Annotated in this window: 18 protein-coding genes; all 18 read left to right on the forward strand. The window is 65.4% G+C overall.

Annotated features, from left to right (window positions below; all coding sequences use genetic code 11):
* The first annotated feature begins 97 nt into the window (after window positions 1–97).
* The 18 genes from SLW52_RS13125 (at window position 98) to SLW52_RS13210 (ending at window position 13,171) form a co-directional block, all read left to right on the forward strand.
* Complete coding sequence (locus SLW52_RS13125) at window positions 98–319, forward strand: gpW family protein (protein ID WP_267116483.1); 222 nt, start codon at window positions 98–100, stop codon at window positions 317–319.
* On the forward strand, window positions 319–1,938 hold the full coding sequence (locus SLW52_RS13130; protein ID WP_320740370.1) for a phage portal protein: 1,620 nt from the start codon (window positions 319–321) through the stop codon (window positions 1,936–1,938). The genes SLW52_RS13125 and SLW52_RS13130 overlap by 1 nt, the downstream gene beginning before the upstream one ends.
* Window positions 1,935–3,233 (forward strand): S49 family peptidase, encoded by a 1,299-nt coding sequence (locus SLW52_RS13135; RefSeq protein WP_320740369.1) that lies wholly within the window; start codon window positions 1,935–1,937, stop codon window positions 3,231–3,233. The genes SLW52_RS13130 and SLW52_RS13135 overlap by 4 nt, the downstream gene beginning before the upstream one ends.
* A gap of 15 nt (window positions 3,234–3,248) precedes the next feature.
* Window positions 3,249–3,614: a head decoration protein gene (locus tag SLW52_RS13140; protein ID WP_267116486.1), complete on the forward strand. Its 366-nt coding sequence runs from the start codon at window positions 3,249–3,251 to the stop codon at window positions 3,612–3,614.
* A 37-nt stretch (window positions 3,615–3,651) separates the two neighbouring features.
* Window positions 3,652–4,692, forward strand: a complete 1,041-nt coding sequence (locus SLW52_RS13145; RefSeq protein ID WP_320740368.1) for a major capsid protein — start codon at window positions 3,652–3,654, stop codon at window positions 4,690–4,692.
* A gap of 71 nt (window positions 4,693–4,763) precedes the next feature.
* Complete coding sequence (locus SLW52_RS13150) at window positions 4,764–5,192, forward strand: structural protein P5 (protein ID WP_320740367.1); 429 nt, start codon at window positions 4,764–4,766, stop codon at window positions 5,190–5,192.
* Window positions 5,192–5,656: a hypothetical protein gene (locus tag SLW52_RS13155; RefSeq protein ID WP_267122338.1), complete on the forward strand. Its 465-nt coding sequence runs from the start codon at window positions 5,192–5,194 to the stop codon at window positions 5,654–5,656. Before SLW52_RS13150 ends, SLW52_RS13155 begins: the two co-directional genes overlap by 1 nt.
* On the forward strand, window positions 5,653–5,937 hold the full coding sequence (locus SLW52_RS13160; RefSeq protein WP_320740366.1) for a hypothetical protein: 285 nt from the start codon (window positions 5,653–5,655) through the stop codon (window positions 5,935–5,937). The genes SLW52_RS13155 and SLW52_RS13160 overlap by 4 nt, the downstream gene beginning before the upstream one ends.
* Window positions 5,934–6,446 (forward strand): hypothetical protein, encoded by a 513-nt coding sequence (locus SLW52_RS13165; RefSeq protein WP_320740365.1) that lies wholly within the window; start codon window positions 5,934–5,936, stop codon window positions 6,444–6,446. The genes SLW52_RS13160 and SLW52_RS13165 overlap by 4 nt, the downstream gene beginning before the upstream one ends.
* Window positions 6,446–6,754, forward strand: coding sequence for a hypothetical protein (locus tag SLW52_RS13170; RefSeq protein WP_320740364.1), 309 nt, complete (start codon window positions 6,446–6,448; stop codon window positions 6,752–6,754). The genes SLW52_RS13165 and SLW52_RS13170 overlap by 1 nt, the downstream gene beginning before the upstream one ends.
* Window positions 6,751–7,518: a hypothetical protein gene (locus SLW52_RS13175; protein ID WP_320740363.1), complete on the forward strand. Its 768-nt coding sequence runs from the start codon at window positions 6,751–6,753 to the stop codon at window positions 7,516–7,518. Before SLW52_RS13170 ends, SLW52_RS13175 begins: the two co-directional genes overlap by 4 nt.
* Window positions 7,515–7,838, forward strand: coding sequence for a hypothetical protein (locus tag SLW52_RS13180; protein ID WP_320740362.1), 324 nt, complete (start codon window positions 7,515–7,517; stop codon window positions 7,836–7,838). The genes SLW52_RS13175 and SLW52_RS13180 overlap by 4 nt, the downstream gene beginning before the upstream one ends.
* Window positions 7,831–8,262 carry a hypothetical protein gene (locus SLW52_RS13185; RefSeq protein WP_320744247.1) on the forward strand — a complete coding sequence of 144 codons (432 nt, stop codon included), beginning with the start codon at window positions 7,831–7,833 and terminating at the stop codon, window positions 8,260–8,262. The genes SLW52_RS13180 and SLW52_RS13185 overlap by 8 nt, the downstream gene beginning before the upstream one ends.
* Before the next feature lie 33 nt (window positions 8,263–8,295).
* Window positions 8,296–9,054, forward strand: a complete 759-nt coding sequence (locus SLW52_RS13190; protein WP_320740360.1) for a hypothetical protein — start codon at window positions 8,296–8,298, stop codon at window positions 9,052–9,054.
* Window positions 9,051–9,524: a hypothetical protein gene (locus tag SLW52_RS13195; protein WP_320740359.1), complete on the forward strand. Its 474-nt coding sequence runs from the start codon at window positions 9,051–9,053 to the stop codon at window positions 9,522–9,524. The genes SLW52_RS13190 and SLW52_RS13195 overlap by 4 nt, the downstream gene beginning before the upstream one ends.
* Before the next feature lie 163 nt (window positions 9,525–9,687).
* Window positions 9,688–12,357, forward strand: coding sequence for a phage tail length tape measure family protein (locus tag SLW52_RS13200; RefSeq protein WP_320740358.1), 2,670 nt, complete (start codon window positions 9,688–9,690; stop codon window positions 12,355–12,357).
* The gene (locus tag SLW52_RS13205; protein ID WP_320740357.1) at window positions 12,357–12,713 is read left to right on the forward strand and encodes a hypothetical protein; all 357 of its coding nucleotides are present in this window, start codon (window positions 12,357–12,359) and stop codon (window positions 12,711–12,713) included. The genes SLW52_RS13200 and SLW52_RS13205 overlap by 1 nt, the downstream gene beginning before the upstream one ends.
* Window positions 12,710–13,171, forward strand: a complete 462-nt coding sequence (locus SLW52_RS13210; RefSeq protein ID WP_320740356.1) for a DUF1833 family protein — start codon at window positions 12,710–12,712, stop codon at window positions 13,169–13,171. Before SLW52_RS13205 ends, SLW52_RS13210 begins: the two co-directional genes overlap by 4 nt.
* Window position 13,172 lies beyond the last annotated feature (1 nt).

Here is a 13,172-nt window from a genome sequence, read left to right on the forward strand (position 1 = left end):
AAGAATAGGTTGCGGCGAGGTGCCGCGATCAGCAAAGACCTCGCCATTGTGCGGGGTCTTTGCGTTTCGGGCCTCGCGAATCCTCAGACGGATGCCTATGTCGACGCCGCAGCAACAACTGGACGAAGCACTTGCCGTACGGCATCAGCTGATGTTGGGCAAGGCCACGGCGTCGCTGTCGATCGGGGAGCGGCGTGTCGAGTACACCAAGACGGACCTAAAAACGCTCGACGCGTACATCGCTGAACTCCGTCGTCAGATCAATGGCGCCAGCGCCTCAGGCGGCCGCAGCCGCATCCGCTACGTGGTGCCAGGCTGATGGGCAGCGCCACAGTCGCCGCGGATCGCCTGCGTGGGGCCATCGGCCAAGATCGGGCTGTGCGCGCCGCGCTCAGCGTGGAGGCTCCAGCGCCCCAGGCGTCCGCGGACGAAGTACAGGGCACTCGCTGGCGGGGCGCGTCTCGCACGCTGCGAAGCCTGCAGCGTTGGTTGGCGCCGACGGGCAGCGCCACGGCGGACCTGCAGCGTCACGAGCTCACGACTCTCCGCGCCCGTAGCCGCGACGCCATGCGCAACACGCCCATTGGGCGCAGCGCCCTATTGCGTTGCCGAACCAGTGTGGTTGGCACGGGACTCGTCTGCCGCCCGGCGGTGGACCACGCGGCGCTCGGCATCTCGGGTGACGAAGCAGAGGTGATCAGCGCCAAGCTGCGCGCCAGCTGGGAGCGCTGGGCCGAGGAGCCGGCCGAATGCGACGCCGAGGCCGCGCTGGATTTCTACGGCCTGCAGGCCTTGTCGCTGCTGTCGGCGATGGCCAGCGGGGATGTTTTCGTTCTCACGCCGCATGAGCTGCGTCACGGTGGCGTCTCCGAGCTGAAAGTGCAGTTGGTCGAGGCCGACCGCATCAGCAACCCGAATGAAGCCGGCGATACACCCAGTTGCATCGACGGGATCGCGATTTTCGGTGCCACGCCTGTCGGGTGCTGGATCCGCAACACGCATCCGGGCGATGCCGTGGATGTCCGGATGCCGGCCTGGCAGTTCTACCCGTACTTCGGTGAGGAGACCGGCCGGCGCCGTGTGCTCCACATCTGGAACGACAAGGAGCGTCCCGGCCAAGTGCGGGGAGCGCCGTATCTCGCACCTATTCTGGAGCCGCTGAAGCAGCTTGAGCGCTACGGGGACGCGGAGCTGATGGCCGCCGTGATCAGCGCCATGTTCACGGTCTTCATCGAGCGCGACAAGGAAATGCACGACGAGCAGGGCAATGCAATCGGCTTCGTCGGTACGTCCGATGAGCAGCCGACCATCGCGCTGGGCAATGGCGCTGTCGTGGATCTGGCTCCCGGTGAAAAAGCGACCAGCCAGGCCCTGAATCGGCCGAATGTCAATTTCGATCCCTTCTTCACTGCGATCGTGAAGCAGATCGGCGCGTGTCTGGAATTGCCGCTGGACGTGCTGATGCTCCAGTTCGACCGCAGCTACTCCGCGGCCCGAGCCGCCATGCTGGAGGCCTGGCGCTTTTTCAATCTCCGCCGGTGGTTCCTGGTCCAGCAGTTCTGCCAGCCGCTGTATGCGCTCCATGTCGATGAAGAAGTAGCTTCCGGGCGCTTGGTGTTGCCGGGATACGCGGATCCCATTCGCCGCCGCGCGTGGACAAGAGCCCTGTGGATCGGTCCGGCGCGCGGGTCGATGGATGAGCAAAAGGAAGCTGCCGCTGCCGAGACGCGCATTCGAATCGGGGTCAGCAACGAAGCGATGGAGACGGCCGCGATGAACGGTGAGGACTGGAACGCCGTTTACGCGCAGCGCGTCCGCGAGGTCCAGCGCCGCAAGGCTGACGGGCTATTCGAGACAGGCCGCGGCTCGCAGTCTGCAGCGGCGGTTGTGGATGATGAAGAAGATCATGCCGAGCCAGACCAGGAGGACTTCGCGTGAGCGACGCATTCCATTTGGCGGCAAGCCGCCCCTGGTTGATCCAGCGTGAGTCCCTCGAGACGATCCTGGCGGTGGCGCAGCGCGCTGGCGATCCGCAGGCGTTGCAGTCCCGTCTCGGTCGTCCCTTGGACAACACCCGTCGCGTCACGATGCGCGATGGTGTGGCGGTGATCCCGGCTACAGGCCCCATGTTTCGCTACGCGAACCTGTTCACCGAGATCTCCGGCGCGACCAGCACCCAGGTGCTAGCCACCGACATCCAGGCTGCGCTCGACAATCCGTACGTCAAGGCGATCGTGCTGGAGCTCAATACCCCAGGCGGGGAAGCGAGCGGCATCGGTGAGCTGGCCGACATGATCTACGCCGCCCGCGGGTCCAAGCGGATCGTTGGATATGTCGGCGACTTGGCCGCTTCGGCGGGCTACTGGTTCGGTAGCGCCTGCGACGAATTGGTCATCGCAGAGACCGGCATGGTCGGCTCGATCGGCGTGGTGATGTCCTACCTCGACACGAGCGAGCGCGACGCCAAGGCTGGTGTCCGCACCTTGGAGATCGTCTCCAGCCAATCGCCCGACAAGCGCCTGGACCCGAAGACCGACGAGGGGCGCGCCAAGGTGCAGTCGATCGTGGACTCGCTCGCGGAGGTGTTCGTGGGGGCCGTGGCGCGCAATCGCGGGGTGCCTGTGGACACCGTGCTGAGCGACTTCGGCCGCGGTGGCGTGCTGCTTGGCGCAGAAGCAGTCAAGGCCGGCATGGCCGATCGCATCGGATCACTCGAAGCCGTGATCACCGAGCTGGCCGGTTCTGCCAGCGCTCCCAAGAGGAAAACGCCCATGAGCAACACCAACGGGCAGGTCACGGTTTCCACCACCGCAGACCTGCGCAGCGCGCTGGCGGCTGGCCATACGGCCGACCAGATCGTGATCGCCGACAACAGCTCAGCCATTGCTGCAGCACGCGCGGAAGGCGAGGCAGCGGGCCGCGCGGCGGCCACCGAAGAGGCCGTGAAGGCCGAGCGCACTCGCGTACTGCACCTGCAGTCGCTGTCGCGCTCCGGCTTCGAAGCCGAGCTCGCCACCGCGATCGACAACGCGACAAGTCCCGAGGCGTTCGCGCTGGCGCTGCTGAGAGCTGCGCAAGACCGCGGCATCACCCTCGATGCCGTCCGTCGGGACGCACCCACCGCAGCGGGGCATGCACGGCCGGGGGATGCCAGCGCCAAGGCCGCGCCCGCGCGGCTGTCTTCTTCCGACATCTTCGCCCGCCGCCGCGCGGCGACCTCGACCTCCAAGTAAGGAACTCCGCAGCCAATGAGCACCAAGACCGAACTCAGCCGGACCGGCGACTTCCTGCTCTCCGAGGCGCCCGGCACGTACTCGCGTGAAAACGAGATTCTGGCCGCGGGGAATCTGTGCGTGGCCGGGGCCGTCCTCGGCGTCATCACTGCCTCCGGGAAGTACGCGCCGCTTGGCCCTGCCGCCAACACCGGTGTGGAGAAGGCGGCCGGCGTCCTGTGGTCGACGACGGATGCAACGGCGTCCGACCAGGCCATCGTCGTGATCAAGCGCAACGCCGAGGTCAAGGCCGATGCCCTGCTCTGGCCGGCCGGTACCACCGCCGCACAGAAAACCGCCGCGATCGCACAGCTCAACGAGCTGGGCATCGTCCTGCGCTGAACCCGCAGATCCCGCCGACTCCAAGGAAATCAATTCCATGTCCGTAGCTCTCATGTCCGACGTCTTCGCCGAAGACGCATTCAGCGTCACGTCGCTGACCGACTCCATCAATGCCATGCCGTTCGTTCCCGGGCGTGCCGGCCAGGTCGCTGGCTGGGAAGAGGAGGGCGTTCCCACCACCTCGATTCTGATCGAAGAGGATTCCGGCGAGTTGAAGCTCGTGAATCCGACGCCGCGCGGCGGCCCCGGCGAAGCCTTCGCGTCCAGCACGCGCAAGGCACGTAGCCTGGTGGTGCCGCACTACCAGGTGGACGACTTCATTGCTGCCGATAGCGTGCAGAACATCCGTGCCTTCGGGCAGGCCAGTCAGCTCGAGGGGATCATCGATCGCGTCAATGCGCGCTTGCGTCAGCACGTGCAGTGGAAGCTGGACCCGACCCTGGAGTACCAGCGTGTCGGCGCCATCAAGGGGCTGATCCTCAACGCCGACGGGTCGTTGGCCTACGACCTGTTCACCGAGTTCGGCGTCGCGCAGGAGGCCGAAATCGACTTCGACCTGGACAACGCCAATCCGGCCCCTGGTGCGCTGCGTCGCAAGTGCGCCGGGGCCGTCCGGAAGATGGCAGACGCGCTGGGCGGTGTCCCCGTCGGTGGCATCCACGCATTCTGTGGCGACAACTTCTTCGACGAAATGCTGTCGCATCCCGAGGTGCGTGAAAGCTACAAGGGCACGCCCATGGCGCAGGTTCTGCGCGACGGCTACGTCACCCCCAACGGGGCGGTGTACGGCGTGTTCGAGTTCGGCGGGATCATCTGGGAGAACTATCGGGGCAAGGTCGGCAACCTTGCGTTCGTCGACAGCGACAAGTGCCACCTGTTTCCGGTCGGCGTGCCGGGTCTGTGGCGGACCATCTACGCGCCGGCGGACTACGAGGAAACCGTGAACACCAACGGTTTGCCGCGCTACGCCAAGCAGTACCCATCCCCGAACGGCAAGGGCCGCTCCTTGGAGGCGCAGATGAACGCGCTGAGCTATTGCGTGCGCCCGAAGGCGCTGATCAAGGGCAAGCGCACCTGATCCGCCCTGGCGTCGGGACGCGCCGCAGGCGCGGCCCGACGCGACCCCTCACTCTGCCGAGCGTCCCTCTCATGTCCAAGCCCCGCGGCGTCCGCAACAACAACCCCGGAAACATCGACCGCACGCGGACCGTGTGGCAGGGCGAGGACCGCACTGCCGCGGCGCTGGCGAGCGAGGCACGCTTCGCGGTCTTCACGTCTGCTCCCTACGGCTTCCGGGCGATAGTGAAGATTCTGGTGACCTACCAGAACAAGTATGGCCTCCGCACCGTTGCCGGCCTGATTGGTCGCTGGGCCCCGCCCAGTGAGAACGACACGGCGGCCTACGTCGCGCAGGTGTCGCGTGCCCTCGGTGTGGAACCCGATGCGAGCGTGGACGTGGGTGCGCCGGCCACGGCTTTCCAACTGGCGAAGTCCATCGCGCGCCACGAGAACGGTGGTGACTTCTGGCCGGACCAAACAATCTGGGAAGGCCTGCGTCTGGCCGGGATCAAGCGCTGATGGATCTCGAACCCTCCCTCGGGCTGAAGGTGTCCGCGCTGATCGGCGCGGTGACGGGCGGCAGCGCGGTTGTCGCCGAGGTCATCGCCGGCAGCGAGCGACTCTTTCTCGGCATTCCCCAGTCCTGGTTCCTGGCGGCGATCGTCGGCGCGCTGATCAGCTTGCTGCTGCTGAGCGAGATCGACGCGGGAAAAGTGTCGCTGCCCCAAGATGGCTCCCTGGCAGGCCGGTGGGTGACTCTCCTTCTCCGCGTTGGGCTGCTGGGTCTGTTCGTTCTGGCGTTTGCACTGGCTGCTGGTTGGATCGTGGTTGTCGCATCAGTGTGGCTACCGTCCATCAAGCCGGTCGGCATGGCTGTCAGCGGGCTGAGCGGCTTCGTGATCAAGCCCATGTTGCCCCACTACCTGGGAAGCCTCCAGCGGCTGACCGACCGACTCGCTGGACGCGCGGGAGAGGCATCGTGATCGACGCATACCTGCTCAACGTCCTGAGCGCTTTCGCTGTCTTCTGCGGCACCACCTGGCAGCTCTTGCTGACCTTCCAATCTGGAACGCGGGCGCGGGATCGTGTGGCGTATGTCCTGCGTGGCGCCTGTCTGATTGGGTTGGCTGTGGGCATGCTGGGCATCTTCCTGGCACACCTGTCGCACCGCGAACTGAGGGCGCCCTGGTACGTGCTGCTCGTTCGCCTGGCGCTGACCGTGCTGCTGATCTACCCCTGGCGCCGCCGGGAGACAGACCGATGAACATGATCGCTGCAGCAGTGAAGCTCCTGTCCGAGCTCCTGACGACCTTGCTCAGCTGGATTAGCGACGCGATCGCGTGGTTGCGTAAGCCAGGCAGCATCCTGAAAGTGGTTTGCGCCGTACTCGCGGTCGGGTTCGCGCTCGCGGCGTTGTCCTCCTATCGGCAGGGTCAACGCGTGATCGTCGTGACTAGGCAGGTCAAGCAGTGCATCGCCGACCAGGTCGCTGCGGCCGAGGCTGCCCAGCTGCGTGCGGCCGAACTGGCAGGGAACGTCGCGGACAAGGACGCCGCGTTGGCTACGATCGCAGCGAAGCTGCAGGCCGAGGCCGACAAGCTGGAGCAACTGCGCGCGCGGAACGAGGCGCTACTTGCGGAAGCCGATGCTGCCCGCGCGCAGGCTGACGCAAGCGCCAACGCGTTCAAGCAGCAATACGACAGGCGGCCTGCGGAGTGCACGGCCGCGCTGAAGGCGATGGCGGCTGCATGCCCGACACTGGGGGGCTACTGATGCGCACGTCTCTGACCGCTCTGCTTGCCGCGATCGTCCTGGCCGCATGCAACAAGACGAGCGTACGCCCGTCCTCGCCCGCAGCGGCAGTGCTGGTCCCGGCTCCCTCGGTGATCAGCGTCCCCCAGGTCCGCTATGTGGAGATCCCCGCGCGGTTGCGGAAGCGCTGCAAGTGGACAGTAGACGGTGCCCTCGAGGAGATGCCGGACGTCGCGCGCGGCCGCAAGAAGTGCCTTCAGTACTACGAAGCAAACCTGGACGAGATCGATCAGCTCCAGGGCGCGCCGGCATCGACGGGGGATCGATGAGCGATCTGCGTATCAGCGTCGATGCCGGCGGCATCCTCGATCGCCAGTTCGGAGAACTCGAGCGCGCGCAGATGCCGTTCGCGCTCATGCAGGCCTGCAACGCCACGGCATTCGAGGTCCGGGAGGCCTGGAAGCGCAAAGCGCCGCAGGTGTTCGATCGTCCGACGCCGATGACGGTGAACGCTGCGATGTATCGCAAGGCGACGAAGGATCGCCTCTATGCCGAGATTTTCCTGCGCGACGAGGCGTTCAAGGGCACCCCGCCGTCGAAGTACCTGCTTGCGGAGGTTGCCGGTGGCCAGCGCCGCGTCAAAGGCTTCGAGGCGCTGCTGCAGGCCAAGGGACTGATGCCGCGGGGCGAGTTCGCCGTGACGGGTCGGGGTGCTGCCACGGACCAGTATGGGAATGTGCGAGGCAGCCAGATCACCGCGATCTTGTCGCAGCTCAGCGCACAGCGGGATGCCTACCAGAACCAGAGCGACGTCAGTGCAAAGCGCCGCCGGGCAAAGCGCAAGCGCGGTGGCAACTACTTCGTTGTGATGAAGAAGCGGGGCCGCCTGCGGCCCGGCATCTACGAGCGCATCGATACCGGCTTCGGCAGCGCCGTGCGGAGCATCTTCGTCTTCACGCGGCGTGCGACCTATCGGCCGCGGTACGACATCTTCGGGCTCGCACAGCGGACCTGGGAAAAGCTGATGCCTTTCTACTTCGAACGCGAAATGGTCAAGGCCATGCAGTCGGCGATGGCCAGGGGCGGCGAATGAGCCAGCGCGAGTTCTTGCGGCAGTTCGATGCGGTGGCGTTCGGAGCGTTCGCCGATGCAGGCGTGGGCGACCGCGCGGACTACTTCGCGCCTGGGAGCGCTGTTGGGGTGCCCTGCACGGTGCTGATCGACCGTGACTATGTGGAGTTCGGTGATGACGGCGCGCCTGTGAGTGCACCTCAGACGCAAGTGAAGCTGCAGTTGGCGGAAGTGGAGCCGATGCGCTTCGGAAGGCTTGTGCTTCCCGGGGAATCGCTTGTGCTGGAGAAGCGTGTGCAACAGGACGAGTCCTCGGCCCGTTGGGTGGTGGCGCATGGCTAGCGCACGCGTACTCCTTCGCGAGGCAATTGGCGCATGCCTTCAGCGGGTGCTGAAGGTGAACGGCTTCGCGACAGACGCAGGGGCTGCATTCACGCTGGAACCCGGCCAGGTGGATGCGAGCGCAGAGGCGGTGATGACCGTGCTGCTACTCAAGCAAGAGCGCGCAGCTCAGGCCGCGCTGCTACGCACGCACCGTCTCACCACGGTCGGGGTGGTCATCAAGCTGCCGGCGCCGCCGGACGATGAGCAGGGCCGTCTGGAGGCCGCGATTTCCGACATCGAGCGGGCGCTGGACGGTCAGCAGGCCAGGTTCGCCGCCGGAATCGAATATCCGCAGTACGTCTCCATGGAGCCGGTGAAGCCGGAGGCAGGAACCGGTTGGGTCGGGGCGCTCCTGACCTACCAGAGTCACATACCCAAGTAATGCCGCGTCGCGGCCAACCAGAGGAATCACAGCATGGCACTCACGTCCCCCGACTACAGCTACCTGGGCAGCGGTGAAATCCACCTGCGCAAGCGTGGCGCGGCAAAGCCGTTCCGCGGCATCGGGAACTGTTCGGCGTTCTCGTTCTCTCCGCAGACCAATCGCGTCACGCTGATGGACTCCACGCAGCCCGGGGGCGGCACGCGCAACTCCGTGGAGCGTGTGACCGAGGTCCAGATCAGCTTCACCATGCACGACTTCAGCGCGGCCAACTTCGCTGATGTGCTGCGAGGCACTGCCAGCGTGATCGTCGCCGGCAACGTCGTCGACGAGCTGGTGGTCGCCTACAAGGACGGCGTGACGCCGCTGGCCAATATCGCCTCTGGTATCACGGCGGTGAAGGGCGCGGCCGCAGGCGGTGCCGCTTACGAGCAGGGCAAGGACTGGGATATCAAGAGCGGTGCGCTGTACATCCCCGCCGGCTCGAACATTCCCGATCCGGTCGACGGCGCGCCCAATCTGAAGGTGACGTACGCCAATGCCGCCAGCGAGCGGATGCAGGCTCTGGTCAACCCCAGCGAAGAGTACGAGCTGCTGTTCATCGGTACGAACGAGGCCAACAGCGGCAAGCGCGTGAGGGCGCAGGCCTATCGCGTCTCTGGCGGAGTGATCGGTGAACTGGCGCTGATCGGCGAGCAGTATGGCGGTGGCACGGTGACGGGAACCCTCAGCCGCGATACCAGCAAGCCGGCCGGGGTGTCGCAGTACTTCACCTGGGATGCCGAGAAGTGACCGACGATCTCGCAGTCCTGAGCCCGCCGACGCGCTCGATCACGTTCCGCGGCGAAGAGTTGGCCGTATCTCCGTTGACGCTGGCGCAGATCGGGCCCTTCATTACCGCAACGCGCCCCATCATCGGGCGCGTCCTCATCGCCGCCAGCATGGCGGCAGCCGGCGGGACCATCGAAGTCGCCGCGCTGATGATGGATGTGATGGAGCAGGACGGGGACGCGCTGGCGAAGGCCGGCGCGATCGTCACTGGGCGGCCGGAGGAATGGATTGCGGGCGCGAGCCTGCAGGACATCGCGACCCTGGTCGAGGCAGTGGTGGAGCTCAACCAGGATTTTTTCGACCAGCGTCTGCCCAGGATGCTCGCGGCGGCGGGCAAGTCGGTTCCGTCGACCCTCGCGACGAATCAGGCCCCAACTGGGCAGACATCCTCCATTTCCTCATCGCGAACGGACACCAGCGGCGAGACGTGATGACGTACACGTTGGGTCAGGCTATGGCATTCACGGAGGCCGCCGCGCGAGATGAAGCGCGACGGGAGCGCGCGCGTGAGGCTGCTGTGGCGACTGCGGTGCGATGCGCGATGGGCCTGGAGCCCGGCGCATGGGTCAAGTATCTGGACGGACTGCGTACCTGATGGCCGATACCTCTGCAAACCTGCGTGTTCGCATCAGTGCGGATGTAAACGACATCAAGCAAGGGCTCGCGCTCTTACGTGGGCAGCTGGCTGATCTCCGCAAGCAAGCCAGCACGCCCTTAGCGTCGAACGACCCGATCAAACAACTCGGCATTTCAGCAGGCCAGACGGCCAACGCGATGCGCCAGCTCCCGGCGCAGTTCACCGACGTCTTCACGAGCCTGCAAGGGGGCATGCCCTGGTTCACCGTCCTCGTGCAGCAGGGTGGTCAGATCAAGGACAGCTTTGGTGGCATCGGACCTGCGCTGTCCGGGGTATCCGCGGCAATCGTGGGAATGGTCAATCCCCTGACTGTGACCGCGGCCGCCGCCGCGGCGCTTGCGCTTGCCTGGAAGCAGGGCAGCGATGAGGGGACGACGCTCCGACAGACCATGATCGGGGTGGGAGATTCCTCCGGGCAGGCAGCAAAGCGGCTCCAGGAACTCGCCGCCCAGATGGATGATCTGGACGGGGTCACGGTCGGCAGTGCAACGGAGGCACTGAATGAAGTCGCAGCATCGGGCAAGTTCACGGCAGAGCAGATCGAGCTTGTCGGCACGGCCGCGGAGGTGATGCGCGTCTCTACCGGAAAGGCCGTCGCTCAGACGGTCGCGGAGTTCGAGAAGATCAAGGCTGATCCCGTTGAGGCGCTCTTGGCCCTGAACGAGACCATGCACTTCCTCGATCAGACGCAGCTGGAGAACATTAAGACCCTCGTGGAGCAAGGGAACCAGGTGCAGGCAGTTGCGGGTGCGTTCCGGCTCTACGCGGATACGCTGAAGGAGCGATCCAAGGACGTCACTGAGAACCTTGGCTATATGGAGAGGGCGTGGCGGGCTGTGAGAGACGCCACGCTGGAGGCCTGGGACGCCATGAAGAGCATCGGGCGCGATGAGACCGCGACCGACAAAATAAAGCAGCTTCAGTCAAACATCGCCGGGATCAAGCAGGGCGGTGGTGTCTATCAGGGATTGAGTGCAGCCAATCGCACCATGCTGATCGCTCGGTTCGAGCAGCAAATTGCGGAATTGCAAAAGCAAGCGAACAAGAAGCCGGTTGAAGTCAAGTTCGCGGGGATCTACTCGGAAGTGGATTCTGCACAAGCGCGGGCCCGGGAGAAGTTCGAGACCCAGTACCTCGATAAGCAAGGCCGGCTCGCCGAGCGCATCAAGGAGATGCGCAAGCTTGCCGGCGAAGCTGGTATCACCGACCCGAAAGTGCTCGATGCGCGGGAGCGTGCGATCCGCGCCGAAGCCGCCCCCAAGGGCCATGGTGAGGAGACCGCCAAGCGCTCAGCCGGTCTGCAGGCGCTGAAGGACGCCTGGACCAAGGAAGACGCCCAGATCGCCACCAGCACCAAGGTGCTGCAAGCGCAGTTCCAAGCGCGGGAAGTCACTGCCGAGGACTACTACGGGCGCATGCGCGAGCTGACCGAGCGCGCGACGGACGAGGAAGCGGCGTCGCTGCAGAAGCAGATTGACTATCTGCGCAGTCGGAGCGCATCTGGGAAGGAAGGCGTTGAGGTCAGCAAGCAGATCGGCGAGCTGGAGGCGCAACTCGCCAAGGTACGAACGGAAGGGGCGGCGAAGCTGGAGGTTCTGGGCGCCGAGGAGCGGAAGTTCTTCGAAGAACGGAAGCGGGCGATCTCGTCCTACAAGGCCGCGCTCGATGCGAGCACCGTGGCACTCAAGGATCAGATGGATGCGATGGTCGCGCGCGTCGGCGCCGGCGATCGCGAGTACGAGATTCAGCAGAAGCTCAATGACGTCTATCGCGAGCAGGCGCAGCGGCTGACCGAGCTCGCGCTGCTCAAGAGCGCCGGGAAGATCGATCCTGAGACCGCCGAGGCAGAGGCCAGTGCTGTGCGCGCTTCCACTGACCAGCGCGTGCAGGTGATTCGTGACGGTTACGACCGCATGGCTGCGGCCCAGTCGGACTGGAGCAAGGGCGTGTCGGCGGCCTGGGCGAACTATCGGGATAGCGCGAGCAACGCGGCGGGGATGGTCGAGAGTGCCGCGACGTCGGCATTCAGCAGTCTCGAGGAGGCGGCGATCAAAGCCACGCAGACGGGGAAGTTGAGCGTCCGCGACATGACAAACTCGATATTGGCCGACTTTGCGCGAATCGCAATGCGAAAGGGCATTACGGCGCTGCTCGGCGGCCTCTTTGGAGGCGGCCAGGCCTCGGCGGGCGTCGAGCGCGAATCCATTCCGCTGCAGGGCTGGGACGGCGGCGGCTACACCGGCCCAGGCGGGCGGCTCCAGGTCGCCGGATGGGTGCACAAAGGCGAGGGCGTGCTCAACCAGGACGACATCGCCGCGATCGGCGGACCTTCCTCGTTCCTAGCGATGCTCCGAACAATCCGGCGCGGCCGAGGCTATGCGAACGGCGGGCTCGTCGGGATGTCGGCCCCGGTGGCCCCATTGAGCGGCTTGGGCGGTATGAAGCTTGAGATCAACGTGCAGAATCAAACCGGAGGGCAGGTGAGCGCACAGCAGGTTGGGGCGAAGGTAGACGGCAACCGCATGATCGTCGACATGGTGCTGGGGGCCGTGGCGGGTAACATCGCAGATGGTGGCCAAGTCGCGAGCGCGATGAAGGGCCGCTTTGGTTTGAAGGAGCCGCGCTGATGGCGAGCCTTCCCTCCTACGTTGGTCTGCTCTACGACTCGATCAGGCCCTCTTTCGATCCGTCCGTCGCTCGATCGGAGATGGAAAGAGGTGTGCCTAAGGAGCGCGTTCTGAACAGCCGGGTTCTTGCGGAGATCGCAGTGACCTTGGACTTTGCCAATCCAGTCGACGCGATGAGTTTCGAGGACTGGTACTTCAACGACATCCGGCGCGTGGGGTGGTTTGATTTCCGCCACCCGCTGAGCGGCCGGGTTCTGCGGGCACATTTCAAGGCCGGCGCCATCGGGGAGCTTCGTCCTGTCGAGGGCGCGGATCGGCCATGGCAGCGGGACGTCACCATGGAGTACCTGCGATGAGCTCGTTCCTGGAACGCCGGCAACGCACCAGCGACCCCGTTGGCGAGCTGGTGCTCATGGAACTGAGCGCGCCCTCGTTCGCGGCGACGCTGCGGCTAGCGAACGACGCGCAGGACTGGATGTCCAACGGCGTGGAGTACATCGGGTTTCCTTTTGGCTTCAAACCGCCAGATGACGCCTCGGGGCAGTCGCCGCGCGCGCAGTTGACGATCGACAACGTCGGCCGCGGCCTGACCGAGGATCTGGAGCGACTACAGCCCAATGAGACGGTGATGGCGAAGATCCTGATCACGGACCGAGCCGCCCCGAGCGTCATTGAGCGCGTGTTCTTCCTGCCGCTGACATCGGTGCGCGTCACCGGGCAGAGCGCCACCGCCCAGGCCGGCGTGGACTACATCATGCGACAACAGGCGGTGAAGCGACGTGCCACGCCGTTCACCGCACCCGGAATCTTCTGAG

Origin of the sequence: Xanthomonas sp. LF02-5 (genome assembly GCF_034105325.1) — a bacterium.
GTDB lineage: Bacteria > Pseudomonadota > Gammaproteobacteria > Xanthomonadales > Xanthomonadaceae > Xanthomonas_A > Xanthomonas_A sontii.